Source organism: Photorhabdus heterorhabditis (assembly GCF_001280945.1).
Classification (GTDB): Bacteria; Pseudomonadota; Gammaproteobacteria; order Enterobacterales; family Enterobacteriaceae; genus Photorhabdus; species Photorhabdus heterorhabditis.
This window is the reverse complement of record NZ_LJCS01000048.1, coordinates 1-17,236: the sequence shown is the minus strand read 5'-3', so window position 1 is coordinate 17,236 and position 17,236 is coordinate 1. Positions and strand designations below refer to the sequence as shown.

Sequence of the window (17,236 nt, the reverse complement as noted above, 5' to 3'; positions counted from 1 at the left end):
TAGGGGGAGGTGCTTATGCTCAACCAAGAGCTTGAACTTAGTCTTAATATTGCTTTTGCTAAAGCGCGGGATAACAGACATGAGTTTATGACCGTGGAGCACCTGTTGCTGGCGTTGTTAAGCAATTCATCAGCGCGTGAAGCATTGGAAGCTTGCAAGGTCGATCTGGTTCAATTGCGCCAGGAACTGGAGAATTTCATTTCACAAACCACACCATTATTGCCTGAAAATGATGAACGGGAGACTCAGCCGACATTGAGTTTTCAGCGTGTTCTTCAACGTGCGGTATTTCATGTTCAGTCTTCTGGGCGTTCCGAAGTGTCAGGGGCTAATGTACTGGTGGCTATTTTCAGCGAGCAGGAGTCTCAGGCGGCTTATTTGCTGCGTAAACATGATGTCAGCCGCCTGGATGTGGTTAATTTTATTTCTCATGGGGCTCAGAAAGAAGACACTGAATCGGATCATCTAGGAACAGGTGCGCAGGCTGCGGAAGAACCGCCGGTAGGTGAAGATCGTCTGGAGAATTTTACCGCTAATCTTAATCAACTCGCTCAGAAAGGGCAGATTGATCCATTGATTGGTCGCCAGGGCGAGTTAGAGAGAACGATTCAAGTATTGTGCCGTCGCCGGAAAAATAACCCATTGTTGGTAGGTGAATCGGGGGTTGGTAAGACAGCTATTGCTGAAGGGTTAGCATGGCGGATTGTGCAAAAAGATGTGCCGGAAGTGATGGCGGATTGTACGATTTATTCACTGGATATAGGTTCATTGCTGGCAGGGACTAAATATCGTGGTGATTTTGAGAAGCGCTTCAAATCTCTGTTAAAAACCCTTGAGCAGGATAGAAAAAGTATTCTATTCATAGATGAAATCCATACCATTATTGGTGCGGGTGCGGCGTCAGGGGGGCAAGTAGATGCGGCCAATCTGATTAAGCCACTATTATCCAGTGGTCGAATCAGGGTGATTGGGTCCACGACCTATCATGAGTTCAGTAATATTTTTGAAAAAGATCGGGCGCTGGCTCGTCGTTTTCAGAAGATTGATATTGTGGAGCCATCACCAGAAGAGACAGTACAGATTATTAAAGGGTTGCGGACCAAATATGAGGCGCACCATGATGTGCGTTATACCACGAAAGCTATTCGTGCTGCGGTTGATTTGTCAGTGAAATACATTACTGACCGTCATTTACCGGATAAAGCCATAGATGTTATTGATGAGGCAGGAGCGCGTACTCGTTTGGTGCCAGTCAGCCGTCGTAAGAAAACAATCAATGTATCGGATATTGAATCTGTTGTCGCGCGTATTGCTCGTATTCCTGAGAAAACCGTTTCTGCCAGTGATAAGGATGTTCTGAAGACGCTGGATGATCGGTTGAAAATGTTGGTGTTTGGTCAGGACACCGCGATTGCGGCATTGACTGAAGCCATTAAAATGAGTCGTGCAGGATTAGGGCAGGATAATAAACCAGTGGGTTCTTTTCTGCTTGCAGGCCCGACGGGTGTTGGTAAGACAGAGGTCACCGTCCAACTTGCCAGGGTGCTGAATATTAAATTATTGCGCTTTGATATGTCGGAATATATGGAGCGCCATACCGTAAGCCGTCTGATTGGTGCACCGCCGGGATATGTTGGTTTTGATCAGGGAGGATTACTGACAGATGCTGTGATTAAACACCCTCATTCAGTATTGTTGCTTGATGAGATCGAAAAAGCGCATCCCGATGTATTTAATCTGTTATTACAGGTCATGGATAACGGTACCCTGACCGATAACAATGGCCGTAAAGCGGATTTCCGCAATGTTATTTTGGTCATGACAACGAACGCGGGTGTACGTGAAACTCAGCGCACATCCATTGGATTTAAGCAGCAGGATAACAGTTCTGATGCAATGGAAGAGATCAAGAAGGTATTTACACCAGAATTCCGTAACCGCCTTGATGGCATCATCTGGTTTAATGCGCTTTCTATTGAGGTTATTCAGCAGGTAGTAGATAAATTTATTGTTGCACTGCAAGCACAATTGGATGAAAAAGGCGTTTCACTGGAGGTCAGTGCAGATGCCCGTCAATGGTTGTGTGATAAAGGATATGATAAAACGATGGGTGCTCGTCCAATGGCTCGGGTTATTCAGGATAGTTTGAAGAAACCGCTGGCAAATGAATTGTTGTTTGGCTCATTAGTTCACGGCGGTTCAGTTAGTATTGGTCTGGATAAGGTAAAACAAGTGCTGACTTATGATTTCAGTAATGCTTATAAGCAGAAACCAGAAGATGTAGTGCACTGATATAGGATCGCACCACAGGCGAATATAAAACTGCTATTGCCTGTGGTGTAATACCTAAAAACGGTAATGAATCAGCGGCTACGGAAGACGATACGGCCTTTGCTCAGGTCATATGGGGTCAGCTCAACTGTAACCTTGTCGCCTGTCAGGATGCGAATGTAGTTTTTACGCATTTTACCTGAGATGTGAGCAGTAACTACGTGCCCGTTTTCTAATTCAACGCGGAACATAGTGTTTGGTAGTGTGTCTAGCACGGTACCTTGCATTTCAATATTGTCTTCTTTGGCCATCTAATCCTCTAAGTTTAACAACCATCGTTTTTAACGGGCAAGATAATGCCGAAAAACCCTCATTATGTAAAGGAATGTTGTATTTTGAACCACTATTTTGCAAACAGCGCAAAGTGACAGGTCCATCAAAATCAACATTAATGGGTAAAATGTTGATTATAATTCCAGTACTTGTTGCAACCAGCAGCCTGGTTTTAATGGTCGATTTCTAAATTGATAAAGATACTGAATGAATTTTTCCCTGGAGATTTCTTTCGCTCCTAATGACGCGGTGTGATGGTTCAGAACTTGGCAATCAATTAGGTCACCATAGTGTCGCAGGAAGTGGTGATAAAAAGCAATAAGCGCGCATTTGGATGCATTCTCCATTTTGCTGAACATAGACTCACCGCAAAATAGTGTACCAACGCTGACACCGTACAGGCCACCAACAAGCCGTTCATCATGCCAGACTTCTACTGAATGCGCCTGTCCTGTCTGATGTAATACCTGATAACCTTGCTTAACATCCCTGCCTATCCAGGTTCCTTCCTGCCGTTGTGCGCAGGAGTCGATCACTTGTTCAAAAGCATGATTTACCGTAATACGGTATGGGTGATTTCGCAGAAAACGACGTAATGTCCGACCAGTATGTAATTCACCCTGAATGATTACCGCTCGCGGATCAGGAGACCACCAAAGCGGCACTTCATTTGGTAAAAACCAGGGGAAAATTCCTTCATTGTAAGCTGCATTCAATCGTCCAGCAGATAAATCTCCTCCTACTGCCAGCAGGCCATTAGGTTCCGTTAATGCCTCTTCTGGCAGAGGAAAGCCATATGAATCATCTAGTTGAATTATTGGCATTGTGTATTACAGCTCCGATTCAGGACCAATACGATATTGTTGCTGATAAAACTGATAATAGTGGCCTTGTTGAGCCAATAACTCATCATGCTGTCCTTGTTCAACAATTGTACCTCCGTCCATAACGTAAATACGGTTCATATGGTGAAGCCCGTACAGACGATGAGTAACAATAATCAATGTCTTATGCTGACAGTGTTGGTGCAGCAGGGACAGAATTTGCTGCTCAGTGTCTGCATCAAGCCCTTCAGTGGGTTCATCTAATAACATCAGTGGTGCTGAGTGCAATAATGCTCTGGCAATTCCCAGACGGCGTTGTTCACCGCCTGATAACTGACGACCGCCTTCGCCCATCCAGCAGTTCAGCCCTTCATCTGTTGCCAGCAAATTGCTTAAACCTACCTGTTTCAACACAATTTCCAATTCATTATCGGTTGCATTGGGTTTTGCCAATAATAAATTTTCACGTAAAGTATGGCTGAATACATGAACACGTTGTGAAACGACAGACATCATACTGCGCAGAGTGGGTTCGTCATAAATAGAAACAGGATGCTGGTTCAGACAGATAGTGCCTGCATCACTATTCCATGCGCGTGTTAGTAACTGTAACAAAGTCGATTTACCGCAACCTGTTTTTCCTAACAGAGCGATATGCTCTCCTGCTTGCAAGGAGAGAGAAATGTTTTTCAAGACCGGTAATGCCTGACCGGGATAAGTGAAACTGAGATTTTCAATGTCAACATTGACCTGCTCTGAGCTTTTTGGCCCTGATGCGGGGAAAATAATTTCCGGCTGTTGTTGCATCAATTGGGAAACGCGGGTTGCCGAGGTAATAACTTGCCCCAGATGCTGGAATGCGGCAGTGACAGGACCTAGGGCTTCAAAAGCCGCAAGAGAGCAGAAAACAAACAGCGCAATCAATGCTCCTGGCTGGTGGTTATCACCGACACCATTAGCTGCCATCCATAGGATCAACGTGACAGTCATCCCGGTAGCAAAAATCATGATTGCTTGTGACAAGCCTGTTAGATTAGCTTGCTGTTGCTGACGCTTTAACCAACGGGACTCAATATCCTCCATCGACTTGCGGAAGCGGCCAAGTGCACCGAATACCATTAATTCGGCTTGCCCCTGTAATGCCGCAGTGAGTTGAGTACGGTACTGACCACGCAGAATAGTTAAATCGCGGCCAATGGGTTTACCTGCGTTATAGAATACAAAGGGTAGCAGGAGCAGCAGAGCTAGCATAATACCGCCGAGAGTATAAGCCAGCGTGAGATCCAGAAAACCAAGGCCGAAAGTCAGTATGATGATGATAACAAAGGCGGCAAATATCGGTGAAATGACCCGTAAATAGAGATGATCCAGTGTTTCAACATCAGCAACCAACCGATTTAGTAATTCACCTTGGCGAAAACGGGCAATGCCTCCCGGAGAAAGGGGTAAAATTTTCTGAAATGCAAATACTCGCAAATGAGCCAGTACACGGAACGTTGCATCATGGCTGACCAACCGTTCAGCATAACGCCCGGCAGTACGCAGAATAGCAGATCCACGGACACCCGCAGCCGGTAACATATAGTTGAATGTATAGATTCCGCTAAAACCGGCCAATGCTGTGCCTGCAAGGAACCAACCAGAGAGCGTCAGCAAGCCTATGCTGGCGAGCATAGTCACCGTAGCTAATACCATTCCCAGACTGATAAGAAACCAATGGCGGCGATAGAGCGCCAGAAATGGAAGCAATACCTGCATAATTAAAGCTCCTCATTCCGATGGGATAACAGACGGGTGAATACTTCCCCAGACTGACTTAGCGTCTGGTAATCTCCTTGTTCAATGATTAATCCCTTTTCCATGACCCAGATCTGATCATATCCCAGCGTTTCTTCCAGTTGGTGAGTCACTAATAGAGTTGTCTGATAATGAGATGCTTGATTCAGTGTTTCCATCACCCGTTGCTCACTATGAGCATCCAGACTAGCGGCAGGTTCATCCAGTAATAATAACTGGCAAGGTTTTAATAAGGCACGGGCGACAGCGATACGCTGAGCCTGACCAACGGACAACCGTGCTGCATTATCACCGATAATGGTATTCAGCCCATTAGGAAAATCATTAACAAATTCGGTGACATATGCCCGTTCCATAACCTGATCGATTTGTTGTTGATTAGCATCAGGTTGGTTAAGCCGAATATTATCAAGCAAAGTTTGTTCAGGTAGATGTGGGTTTTGCCCAACCCAACTTAGTTGATCTCGCCATTTTTGTGGCTCTAATTCTCGCAGTTCGGTGCCATTGATTTGGACTGAGCCACGATAGGGTAAAAACCCTAACAATAAATTCAAGAGGGAGCTTTTGCCCGCACCGCTTTGACCAACTAATGCAACTCGTTGATTTTTCGCTATAGTAAAATTTAACGGACCGGCGAGCAGACTGCCATTATGAGCCAGAATTTCCAGATTATTAGCGATTATCGTCACTGAATCTTGGGGGGATAGCGTTTTACCGCCACCGGAGGGGGCTTGCTCACCATCACTGCTTAACAACGTGACTAACGATTCGGCTGCTCCAATGGCTTGTGCTTTAGCGTGATAATAAGTACCAAGATCACGTAGTGGCTGGAAAAACTCCGGCGCGAGGATCAACACTAAAAAACCCGCAAATAGAGTGATTCCCATACCGTAACTGCCAAAATTAAGTTCACCAAGATAGGAAAAACCAAAATAGACAGCGACGACGGCAATGGAAATAGCCGCAAAGAATTCCAGCACAGCTGAAGAGAGAAACGCCATCCGCAGAACTTCCATCGTTCTGCGGCGGAAGTTATCAGTGGATTCGCTGATCTGTTGTATTTCTGCTTTACCACGATAAAACAGGCGCAGTGTTTCCAATCCGCGCAGACGATCAAGGAAATTACCGCTCAATCGTCCTAAAGCGACGAAATTGCGTCGGTTAGCATCTGCTGCACCTAAACCAACTAATGCCATAAACAAGGGAATAAGTGGGGCGGTCGCGAACAAAATCAGCCCGGCAGCCCAATTAATCGGAAATAAGGTAATCAGGATGAGAATAGGGATCATCACGGCGAGATACATCTGAGGCAGATAGCGGGAGTAATAATCTTGCATATCTTCAATCTGCTCAAGAATAATTGTTGCCCAGCTACCTGCTGGTTTGCCTTTAACCCATACCGGGCCAAGTTGTTCAAGCTTATCTAATACCATAGCGCGGATTTTCTGGCGCACGATTTTGCCACAAATAAAACCAATTCGTTCCCGGATAGCACTGATCATTGCCCGTAGAGCAAAAGTCGCTGCCAACATCAAAAATTTATCTGTGATGTGTTCGCGGGGGATATTATCCATGATTAAAGCTTGCAGGATTGAGGCCAGTAACCAGGCTTGGGTGATGATCAACAATCCACTGATTAAGCCAAATAGCATGGACAGGCGGAGCCAGCGCTGGGCTGGAGCACTTTGCTGCTTTAGCCAGCGAATCAATTCATACTGTCTTGTTTTATCCATAGGAAAAACTTCTGATTTAGCGGGTGATGATAACGATGTACTAAAGAGACTGGACTGGTGTCAGCAGCCTGCCGATATGTTACATGTTAAAAGGTGCTACCGAAATAGCGCCTTGAAAGAAAAAGAATTTATTTAGATTTAGTTGCCAGCTCATCCAGGAACCGTTCTGCATCAAGGGCAGCCATACAACCCGTACCGGCAGATGTAATTGCCTGACGATAGGTGTGGTCCATCACATCACCGGCGGCAAATACACCGGGAATTGAGGTTTGAGTAGCGTTACCTTGTAAACCAGATTGCACTTGAATGTAACCATTATCCAGTTCTAATTGGCCTTCAAAGATAGCTGTGTTGGGAGTATGTCCGATAGCAATGAATGTACCGGTAACGGCTAATTCTTCTGTGGTGTCGCTTTTGGTATCGCGCAGGCGAACACCGGTAACACCCATATCATCACCAAGAACTTCATCCAGAGTACGATCAGTGTGCAAGACGATATTGCCGTTTTTTACTTTATCCATCAGACGGCTAATCAGGATCTTTTCTGAGCGGAATGTATCCCGGCGATGAATTAGATGAACTTCTGATGCAATATTAGCCAAGTATAAGGTTTCTTCTACAGCGGTATTACCGCCACCGACAACGGCAACTTTCTGGTTACGATAAAAGAAACCATCGCAGGTTGCACAGGCTGAAATACCACGGCCTTTGAATGCGTCTTCAGAAGGCAGACCAAGATAACGTGCAGAAGCCCCTGTTGCGATAATCAATGCGTCACAGGTATATTCTTGTTCATCACCATAAAGGCGGAAAGGTCGGTTTTGCAGATCAACTTTTTGAATATGGTCAAAAATGATTTCGGTCTGGAATTTTTCGGCATGTTGGTGCATACGTTCCATTAACCCAGGGCCGGTCAGACCTTCAGGATCACCTGGCCAGTTCTCGACTTCAGTGGTGGTAGTCAACTGACCGCCTTTTTCTACTCCGGTAATAAGAGCTGGATTTAAGTTTGCCCGGGCAGCATAAACCGCAGCCGTATAACCGGCCGGGCCAGAGCCAAGAATAATGAGTTTGTGGTGGGCGGTGCTCATGAATACCTCATTTCCATTTATCACATCATATATCGGGCGATTGTAGGAGAAATAGGAGGGTAAAAAAAGCTAAAATACTCATGTTACTAACGATTTTACCGATAGATATTAGCTAATAATGATTTTAACCTGAGAAAAGTGTTCTTTTAATGCGGTTTGAATTTGATTTGCTTCTTTTTAATCAATGGTAGGCTATTGAAACGATTAACTGAAAATTTGTTCCACAGGTTGTTCTGATTTTTATTCATTTACTTTGACAATCGGCTGTGCATTTGCGAAAACATCACTGTAAGAGATAATTATCCACTTCGCTAAATTCGTTTCTATAAAAATCGACAAATCGACATGCGGATAATCCTCGGTATAGCACTAAAAAAATGGCCTGTGAGCTACATGACTGTGATAAGGCGGGCTTTAATTTAGGACATCTTTTCCAACTCAAACTCAAGAGAGATAGGGGAAAATGTTATGGGTGTAGGAAAATAAAGAGAGATCATTAAGATGATAGATAATAAAAAGCGTCCGGGAAAAGATCTTGATCGTATAGATCGTAATATACTCAATGAGTTGCAGAAAGATGGTAGAATTTCTAACGTAGAACTGTCTAAACGGGTAGGGTTGTCACCAACACCTTGTTTGGAGCGGGTTCGTCGCTTGGAACGCCAGGGATTTATTACTGGCTACACCGCGTTGCTAAATCCTCATTATTTGGATGCATCATTGTTGGTATTTGTTGAAATTACCCTGAACCGTGGTGCTCCAGATGTTTTTGAACAATTCAATGCTGCTGTGCAGAAATTGGAAGAGATTCAGGAATGTCATTTAGTTTCCGGTGATTTCGACTACTTATTGAAAACCCGCGTACCGGACATGTCAGCGTATCGTAAGTTACTGGGCGAAACTTTGCTACGTCTGCCAGGTGTTAATGACACCCGCACATATGTTGTGATGGAAGAAGTGAAGCAGAGTAACCGTCTGGTCATTAAGACTCGCTGAGATCTTGCCAAAAATGTACAGATGCAAAACTGGAAGAACTTAGGTACACTCCTGTTTATGCATACAGTTTCAACGCTGAGCTATCTCGGCGTTGTTCCGTTAAATCAACAGGAAACCTGGAGAGCCTTTCTTGAGCCAGGAATATACAGAAGATAAAAATATTGAGTTGAAGAGACTGAGTAGTGGGCGCAGGTTGTTAGAGGCTGTACTGCTTGTCATTGTTATCGTAGCGGCTTATCTGATGGTCGCACTTATCAGTTTTAACCCTTCTGATCCCAGTTGGTCTCAGACTGCATGGCATGAACCAGTTCATAATTTGGGGGGAGGTGTTGGTGCATGGCTGGCTGATACTCTGTTTTCTGCGTTTGGTATTTTGGCTTACACCATTCCTCCATTGATGATATTGGGTTGTTGGACTGCTTTCATACAACATGATGACCGAGAATATGTCGATTTCTTTGTGCTTGCTTTGCGTGTAATTGGGGCATTGGCAATAGTTCTGACTTCATGTGGATTAGCGGCATTGAATGTTGATGATCTCCATTATTTTGCCTCTGGTGGCATTATTGGCAGCCTGTTTAGTAGTGCTATGTTGCCCTGGTTTAATGAGCTGGGAGCGACGCTGATGTTACTGTGTATTTGGGCAATTGGATTTACGTTATTTACCGGCTGGTCGTGGTTGACTATTGCGGAAAAAACCGGGGCAGTTATTCTGGGGGCAATAGGATATGTGACCAACCGTAGCCGTAATGAACAAGAATATACGTCATCATCATCATATAGTGAAACCGCTATTGAGCAGGACAGCTCTGCTTATGGCAAAACAGAACCAGAATTTAAAGTAACTGATATCGATCATGATGATGTGCTGTTTACTGCACTTTCAGCTGCGGAATTAGCAAAAGCTGAACTAAATGAACCGGAATCAGAGAAAGCGGAAATTGAAGAAAAGCAGCGACTTGATATTCCAACCGTTAATATGGCTGACATTGATGCTGAACCTGAAATTCTGGTCAATGCATCCGATGTTGCTGTAGAGTCCCGGTCATTAGCAGAAGAAACAGAAAAAGCAGAAGAATATGAAAAAAATGATGACGAACCGATTCGTTATACATTTGAAATTCCTTCTGAGCATAATTTCCAACCTGCATCTGAACAAGCTGTTGACGTAGTTCCGACATTTGAGCCGATTGAAAATAGGCAAAGCAGTAGTGACACACTCACTTCTATGCCGGAAACCGAGCTAAAGGTTGCAGTAACAGCAACATCGGCAGCGGTTATTACAGGCAACTCTCAGGTTAAGCAGGGGATCGGGCCAGAGTTGCCTCGTCCTAATCCTGTCCGTATTCCAACCCGTCGTGAATTATATGGCATCAAAGTGCCTTCACAGCGTCTTGCAGAGCAGCAACAGCGTGAAGAAGAGACCAGACAGCAGGTAGAGGAATGGGCTGATGCTGAGTCTGATAAGCAGCAAGAAGAGTTGTTGCGACAACAGTTTCTTGAACAACAGCGCGAACGTTATCGCATGCCTGCGGATACAGAGGAAGATGTTCCAATTGAGTCTCAAATAATGCCGAACCCGTTTGAACCGAAAAATCAGCCTTCAATGGCAGAGAAGGTTCAGCCAGAAATTGTTAAACGAGCCGTTGAGCCGCAGCAACGTGAGCGTTATCAGGAACAGAACTACCAAGGGGAAAAAGAGAACATTGCCTTGGAAAGTTTGTCTAACTTTGATAATTTCTCACCAGTTGAAGATTTAGTGAAAAAAGAGTCGGCAGAGCCGTTATTTATGCCTTCTGTTCAATCAGAGCCAGAAAATAAATCCGAACTATCCACAGAAATTACTTTTATGCCAGCGCCAGCACACACTGTTGTGCAGCAACCGCAGCAACCGCAGCAACCGCAGCAACCGCAGCAGGATAGTTTGTTCCATCCATTTTTGATCCGTAATGATCAGCCATTACCAAAGCCAACGACGCCAATGCCTTCGCTTGATCTATTAGCCAGCCCTTTGGCAGAAGAAGAGCCGGTTGATATGTTTGCCCTTGAGCAAACGGCTCGTTTGATTGAAGCGCGTCTGAGTGACTATCGGGTTAAAGCCGATGTAGTGGGTTTCTCGCCAGGTCCGGTGATCACTCGGTTTGAATTGGATTTGGCTCCGGGTGTTAAAGCATCACGTATTTCCAACTTATCGAGAGATCTTGCGCGTTCCTTATCTGCGGTAGCGGTACGTATTGTTGAAGTCATTCCGGGTAAACCTTATGTCGGTTTGGAATTGCCGAATAAAAAACGCCAGACAGTCTATTTGCGTGAAGTATTGGATTGTGAAAAGTTCCGTGACAACCCATCACCACTGACAATTGTATTAGGTAAAGATATTGGCGGTCAGCCAGTTGTGGCTGATTTAGGTAAAATGCCGCACTTGCTGGTGGCGGGTACAACCGGTTCGGGTAAATCTGTTGGTGTCAACGCTATGATCCTCAGTATCCTCTATAAAGCAAAACCGGAAGATGTTCGCTTTATCATGATTGACCCGAAAATGCTGGAATTGTCGGTTTATGAAGGCATTCCACATCTGTTGACTGAAGTTGTTACCGACATGAAAGATGCAGCTAATGCACTACGTTGGTGTGTTGGTGAAATGGAACGCCGTTATAAACTGATGTCTGCATTAGGTGTACGTAACCTGGCAGGTTATAACGAAAAGGTTAAACAGGCTGAAGAGATGGGACGTCCAATTCCAGATCCATTCTGGAAACCGGGCGATAGCATGGATGTCACTCACCCTGTGCTAAAAAAAGAGCCGTATATCGTTGTCATGGTAGATGAATTTGCTGACTTGATGATGACAGTTGGCAAAAAAGTGGAAGAGCTAATTGCACGTTTGGCGCAGAAAGCGCGGGCTGCCGGCATTCATTTAGTGCTGGCAACGCAACGTCCATCTGTCGATATTATTACCGGTCTGATTAAAGCGAATATACCAACCCGTATTGCTTTTACGGTATCCAGCAAAATTGATTCTCGCACTATCCTTGATCAGGCGGGCGCTGAATCTCTGTTGGGCATGGGAGACATGCTTTATCTGGCGCCAAACTCTTCTATTCCGGTGCGTGTTCACGGCGCATTTGTACGGGATCAAGAAGTTCATGAGGTGGTGAATGATTGGAAAGCCCGTGGCCGTCCAGAATATATTGATAATATTCTTAGTGGCGGTGATGATGCGGAAGGTAGTCTGGGTTTGGATAGCGGTGAAGAGTTAGATGCACTGTTCGATCAAGCGGTTGAATTCGTTATTGAAAAACGGCGGGTTTCGATTTCTGGTGTACAGCGCCAGTTCCGTATCGGTTATAACCGTGCTGCGCGGATTGTCGAACAGATGGAGGCACAGCAGATTGTCAGCACTCCGGGCCATAATGGTAATCGCGAAGTATTGGCGCCACCGCCGCATGAGCGCTGATAGTTAATTTTAATATGTGGAAAGCTCCGATAATAAATACACCGGGTAATAACGCTGAGTAAAGGTATCTCTTACATGAAAAAGCTGATATTGATAGGTTGTTTGATGGCTAGCATGAGTGTCACTTCTGTATGGGCAAGTGCGAGTCGGAATTTACAGGAACGTTTGGGCAAAATAAGTAGTTTTCATGCCAGTTTTACTCAGATAGTAACCAGTGATGATGGTGCGACAATTCAGGAAGGTGACGGGCAATTGTGGGTTAAACGTCCAAACTTGTTTAACTGGCATATGACATCACCGGACGAAAGTGTTTTGGTATCAGATGGTAAAACCTTGTGGTTCTATAATCCATTTGTTGAACAGGTAACCGCCACTTGGTTAAAAGATGCAACAGGAAACACCCCATTTATGCTGATTACCCGTAACGATGCTAAAGAGTGGTCTCAATATAAAATCATTCAGAAAGGGAATGATTTTAAACTGACACCGAATAATGCAAATGGCAACCTGAAACGCTTTTTTATTACGGTAACGACTGACGGCACTATCCAGAAATTCTCAGCTGTTGAGCAGGATGGACAAAAAAGTGCTTATCAGTTAAAGGGGTTGCAAAACACCTATGTGGACGCTGCAAAATTCCGTTTTACTCTACCGAAAGGCGTCACGTTGGATGATCAACGCCAGTGAGGTTTAAGTGAGCAATCTGTCCCTCGATTTTTCACAAAATGAATTCCAGCCACTGGCCGCACGTATGCGGCCAGTGACATTAGAACAATATATCGGTCAGCAGCATTTGCTGGCTGAGGGGAAACCACTGCCGAGAGCTATCCGTACCGGGCAATTGCACTCCATGATTTTATGGGGGCCTCCAGGAACAGGGAAAACAACATTAGCTGAAATTATTGGGCGTTATGCACAGGCTGATATTGAGCGGATATCTGCGGTCACTTCTGGCATCAAAGAAATACGTGAGTCGATTGAAAAAGCACGTCAGAACCGTAATGCAGGGCGGAGAACTATTCTGTTTGTTGATGAAGTGCATCGTTTTAATAAAAGCCAACAAGATGCTTTTTTGCCCCACATTGAAGACGGCACGATAACCTTTATCGGTGCTACGACAGAAAACCCCTCTTTTGAACTGAATTCCGCATTACTTTCACGAGCGCGGGTTTATTTGCTTAAATCATTGACAACAGAAGAAATTGAACAGGTCCTTAATCAGGCCATGAATGATAAAGATAACGGTTATCATGGTCAGAATATCGTTTTACCTGAAAATACCCGTCACATGATTGCGGAACTGGTTGTTGGTGATGCCCGTCGTTCACTGAACTTTCTGGAGATGATGGCGGATATGGCAGAAACCAATGCTCAAGGGCAACGGGTTCTGACACCGAAACTATTGAACGAAGTTAGCGGAGAGCGCAGTGCGCGTTTTGATAATAAAGGTGATCGTTATTACGATTTGATTTCAGCTCTGCATAAATCTGTACGTGGCTCTGCACCTGACGCTGCGCTTTACTGGTATGCCCGGATTATTACCGCCGGTGGTGATCCATTGTATGTTGCACGTCGTTTATTGGCGATTGCTTCTGAAGACGTTGGCAATGCTGATCCCAGAGCAATGCAGGTTGCTATTGCTGCATGGGATTGTTTTACCCGTGTTGGGCCAGCAGAAGGTGAAAGGGCAATTGCTCAAGCGATTGTTTATCTTGCCTGCGCACCGAAAAGCAATGCGGTTTATACCGCGTTTAAAGCGGCGATAGCCGATGTAAAGGAAAAGCCTGACTACGATGTTCCCGCACATTTGCGTAATGCACCGACAAAACTGATGAAAGAGATGGGGCTTGGTGAGGAATATCGCTATGCTCATAACGAACCTAATGCCTATGCGGCTGGTGAAGTTTATTTCCCCTCTGAAATGCAGGAAACCCGCTATTATCATCCGTCAAATAGGGGCTTAGAGGGAAAAATAGGTGAAAAACTGGCCTGGCTTGCAGAGCAGGATCAAAATAGCCCGATAAAACGCTATCGCTAACGTTATTGTTGCGGTAAGGTTGACAGGTAAAAATATCTTATGACCCATTAACTTGTGGGTCTGTTCATATCATCTATCTTAATAACGACAAGCACAGGACTAGCATGCTCGATCCAAACATACTGCGTAATGAGCTAGACGCAGTCGCCGAAAAACTGGCTCGCAGGGGCTATGCCCTTGACGTGGATACGCTGCGCAAACAAGAAGAGCGCCGCAAAGTTTTACAAGTTGAAACTGAAACCCTGCAAGCAGAACGTAATTCCCGATCGAAAGCTATTGGTGCGGCGAAAGCCCGTGGTGAAGATATTGATCCATTACGTCAGGAAGTGAACCAGTTAGGTGAGAAGTTGGATACAGCGAAATCCGAACTGGAAAAGCTTCAAACTGAAATCCGTGATGTGGCTTTGAATATCCCTAACATACCAGATGACTCTGTACCAGTAGGTAAAGATGAGAATGATAATTTAGAAATAAGTTGCTGGGGTGAGCCACGTAAATATGATTTTGAAATCAAAGATCATGTTTCATTAGGTGAACTGACAAATGGGCTGGATTTTGCTGCCGCGGTTAAACTGACCGGCTCGCGCTTTGTAGTGATGAAAGGGCAGATTGCTCGTCTGCATCGTGCCTTGGCTCAATTTATGCTGAATCTTCACACAGAACAGCATGGCTATCTGGAAACTTACGTTCCTTATCTGGTTAACCATGAAACCTTATATGGTACGGGCCAGTTGCCAAAATTTGGTGAAGACCTTTTCCATACTAAGCCGCTGGAAGAAGAAACAGAAAGTCATTACGCGCTGATCCCAACCGCTGAAGTTCCGGTAACAAACTTGGTCCGTGGTGAAATTTTGGATGAAAGCGAATTACCATTGAAAATGACCGCTCATACCCCTTGCTTCCGTTCAGAAGCGGGTTCTTATGGCCGTGATACTCGTGGTCTGATTCGTATGCACCAGTTTGATAAAGTTGAATTGGTTCAGATTGTTCACCCTGAAGAATCAATGAATGCCCTTGAAGAACTAACAGGTCATGCAGAGAAAGTATTGCAATTACTGGATCTGCCGTACCGCAAAGTTTTACTATGCACAGGTGATATGGGTTTTGGTGCATGTAAAACTTATGATCTGGAAGTATGGTTACCGGCTCAAAACGCTTATCGTGAAATCTCTTCCTGTTCTAACATGTGGGACTTCCAGGCTCGTCGTATGCAAGCGCGTTTTCGTGGTAAAGAAGATAAAAAGACTCAATTGCTTCATACCCTCAATGGTTCTGGTTTGGCTGTTGGTCGTACCTTGGTTGCTATTATGGAAAACTATCAGCAAGCTGATGGTCGTATTGAAATTCCAGAAATATTGCGTCCATATATGGGCGGCTTAGAATATATTGGTTGATTATTGTATTAATGAAAAGCGCCGAATCGGCGCTTTTTGCTGTCTATTTTATTAATTACAAAATTACTGAATTCAGTAAATACTATACCCAATAGATTTCAAGATGCATTGCGACGGCAAGGGAGCGAATCCCCGGGAGTATAGATAACTCTGTGACCGGGGTGAATGAGTGCAGCCAACAAAGAGGCAACTTGAAAGATAACAGGTATAAATGTATTTTTTAGCTAACTAAAGTCGATGGTTTCTCCTTACCAATAAAAATGCTGCGGTAAGATGAGTAATAACTAGCTAAAAGAATAGGCATAGAGATTAAAAGCCCTAAACCGAAAGGAATTATGGAGATTATGAATATTACCGCAATGGTAATAAAGAATAAGAAACCGGGTAATAAATTCTTTTTCACGGCTTCCAGGCTCATTGATACGGCAGCACCAAATTTCAAATTATGGATAACGATGAGCGCTGGTGCAAACCAAGCTAAAGCGCTGGCAACGAGGCTGAAGACAAACAAAACAAGGACAGCAAGAAATAATGACGACAGATCATATTGGTAAAAGTTAACGGGAGGCTCACCATATTGGCTGGCTAACAATATATTGGTTAATATACTACCGCTGATGATAAAAGTTGCGATAAATCCAAGCAGCATAATACCAAATGATAAAGCCCCAACGGCAATTAGCGATGAAAAATTCTGCTGAAATCCGCTAAATAACAGTCCTAATTCGAATTCTCCAGTAGTTCTTTGTTTTTCACATAGAGCTATGATTCCACCAATAAATACTGGACCTAAGATTCCCGAAAGTAGCCCAAGAAAAGGAATAAACTGTAAACCAGATATAACTGCAAAATAGATAATGGTAAGGAGTATCCACATACCCCATTTGCTCTTAACCAGTTTCCATGATTGACCAATCCATTTCGTACCTTCTCCGCTACGGAGGGACTGACCACCTGGAATAAATACCTCGTTATTGTTAGATATAGAGCTAGAATTAAAATTGAGGTTTTGATTATCCATTAATTTTTCCAATTTAATTGTTGACTTATATTAAATAATTTATTTTTGTCTGCATCTCAAAAGCTACAGCGAACTTGAGAAAGCCGGCGAATATAATATATTAATTTTATTAATCGACAAGTATTAAATGGATATAATTAAGGAGAAATTATTGATGTATTTTTAATCGGAAAGTTACTTATGTTGTTAACTTTATCAAAGCGATCCATAATTACCTGAATCACTAAGTTATTTAAGTAATATATTGCACTTTCTTTCATATAAATTAATTAATATTAATA

At 44.1% G+C, this 17,236-nt stretch carries 12 protein-coding genes; 6 read left to right on the top strand and 6 right to left on the bottom strand.

Annotated features, from left to right (window positions below; translation table 11 throughout):
• Positions 1-15 precede the first annotated feature (15 nt).
• A complete protein-coding gene (gene clpA / locus AM629_RS15275) occupies positions 16-2,292 on the top strand; it encodes an ATP-dependent Clp protease ATP-binding subunit ClpA (protein ID WP_054480127.1) in 2,277 nt (758 codons plus the stop codon).
• A gap of 71 nt (positions 2,293-2,363) precedes the next feature.
• On the opposite strand, the gene infA is transcribed toward clpA, so the two are convergent.
• The 5 genes from infA to trxB all read right to left on the bottom strand — a co-directional run bounded on the left by infA (position 2,364) and on the right by trxB (position 8,049).
• The gene (infA, locus tag AM629_RS15270) at positions 2,364-2,582 is read right to left on the bottom strand and encodes a translation initiation factor IF-1 (RefSeq protein WP_002211347.1); all 219 of its coding nucleotides are present in this window, start codon (positions 2,580-2,582) and stop codon (positions 2,364-2,366) included.
• A gap of 156 nt (positions 2,583-2,738) precedes the next feature.
• On the bottom strand, positions 2,739-3,428 hold the full coding sequence (gene aat, locus AM629_RS15265; RefSeq protein WP_054480126.1) for a leucyl/phenylalanyl-tRNA--protein transferase: 690 nt from the start codon (positions 3,426-3,428) through the stop codon (positions 2,739-2,741).
• Positions 3,429-3,434: 6 nt separating this feature from the next.
• Entirely contained in the window at positions 3,435-5,186 is a 1,752-nt protein-coding gene (cydC, locus tag AM629_RS15260; RefSeq protein ID WP_054480125.1) for a heme ABC transporter ATP-binding protein/permease CydC, read from the bottom strand.
• 2 nt (positions 5,187-5,188) lie between these two features.
• Complete coding sequence (cydD, locus tag AM629_RS15255) at positions 5,189-6,958, bottom strand: heme ABC transporter permease/ATP-binding protein CydD (RefSeq protein WP_054480124.1); 1,770 nt, start codon at positions 6,956-6,958, stop codon at positions 5,189-5,191.
• Between the two features lie 128 nt (positions 6,959-7,086).
• The gene (gene trxB / locus AM629_RS15250; RefSeq protein ID WP_054480123.1) at positions 7,087-8,049 is read right to left on the bottom strand and encodes a thioredoxin-disulfide reductase; all 963 of its coding nucleotides are present in this window, start codon (positions 8,047-8,049) and stop codon (positions 7,087-7,089) included.
• Between the two features lie 501 nt (positions 8,050-8,550).
• On the opposite strand from trxB, the gene lrp reads away from it, so the two are divergent.
• The 5 genes from lrp (at position 8,551) to serS (ending at position 15,934) form a co-directional block, all read left to right on the top strand.
• Entirely contained in the window at positions 8,551-9,045 is a 495-nt protein-coding gene (gene lrp / locus AM629_RS15245) for a leucine-responsive transcriptional regulator Lrp (RefSeq protein ID WP_011145896.1), read from the top strand.
• A 130-nt stretch (positions 9,046-9,175) separates the two neighbouring features.
• On the top strand, positions 9,176-12,502 hold the full coding sequence (locus tag AM629_RS15240) for a DNA translocase FtsK 4TM domain-containing protein (protein ID WP_054480122.1): 3,327 nt from the start codon (positions 9,176-9,178) through the stop codon (positions 12,500-12,502).
• Between the two features lie 75 nt (positions 12,503-12,577).
• Positions 12,578-13,189 carry an outer membrane lipoprotein periplasmic chaperone LolA gene (gene lolA, locus AM629_RS15235; RefSeq protein ID WP_054480121.1) on the top strand — a complete coding sequence of 204 codons (612 nt, stop codon included), beginning with the start codon at positions 12,578-12,580 and terminating at the stop codon, positions 13,187-13,189.
• A 7-nt stretch (positions 13,190-13,196) separates the two neighbouring features.
• Entirely contained in the window at positions 13,197-14,540 is a 1,344-nt protein-coding gene (locus AM629_RS15230) for a replication-associated recombination protein A (protein WP_054480120.1), read from the top strand.
• Between the two features lie 104 nt (positions 14,541-14,644).
• Positions 14,645-15,934 (top strand): serine--tRNA ligase, encoded by a 1,290-nt coding sequence (gene serS / locus AM629_RS15225; RefSeq protein ID WP_054480119.1) that lies wholly within the window; start codon positions 14,645-14,647, stop codon positions 15,932-15,934.
• A 220-nt stretch (positions 15,935-16,154) separates the two neighbouring features.
• Here the strand turns inward: serS and AM629_RS15220 are convergent, their stop codons facing one another.
• Positions 16,155-16,955 carry a BPSS1780 family membrane protein gene (locus AM629_RS15220; protein ID WP_054480118.1) on the bottom strand — a complete coding sequence of 267 codons (801 nt, stop codon included), beginning with the start codon at positions 16,953-16,955 and terminating at the stop codon, positions 16,155-16,157.
• Between the last annotated feature and the right edge of the window lie 281 nt (positions 16,956-17,236).

Coding starts and splice junctions, on each gene's coding strand:
- clpA (WP_054480127.1), top strand. CDS start 16: ATGCTCAACCAAGAGCTTGAACTTAGTCTTAATATTGCTTTTGCTAAA.
- infA (WP_002211347.1), bottom strand. CDS start 2,582: ATGGCCAAAGAAGACAATATTGAAATGCAAGGTACCGTGCTAGACACA.
- aat (WP_054480126.1), bottom strand. CDS start 3,428: ATGCCAATAATTCAACTAGATGATTCATATGGCTTTCCTCTGCCAGAA.
- cydC (WP_054480125.1), bottom strand. CDS start 5,186: ATGCAGGTATTGCTTCCATTTCTGGCGCTCTATCGCCGCCATTGGTTT.
- cydD (WP_054480124.1), bottom strand. CDS start 6,958: ATGGATAAAACAAGACAGTATGAATTGATTCGCTGGCTAAAGCAGCAA.
- trxB (WP_054480123.1), bottom strand. CDS start 8,049: ATGAGCACCGCCCACCACAAACTCATTATTCTTGGCTCTGGCCCGGCC.
- lrp (WP_011145896.1), top strand. CDS start 8,551: ATGATAGATAATAAAAAGCGTCCGGGAAAAGATCTTGATCGTATAGAT.
- lolA (WP_054480121.1), top strand. CDS start 12,578: ATGAAAAAGCTGATATTGATAGGTTGTTTGATGGCTAGCATGAGTGTC.
- serS (WP_054480119.1), top strand. CDS start 14,645: ATGCTCGATCCAAACATACTGCGTAATGAGCTAGACGCAGTCGCCGAA.
- AM629_RS15220 (WP_054480118.1), bottom strand. CDS start 16,955: ATGGATAATCAAAACCTCAATTTTAATTCTAGCTCTATATCTAACAAT.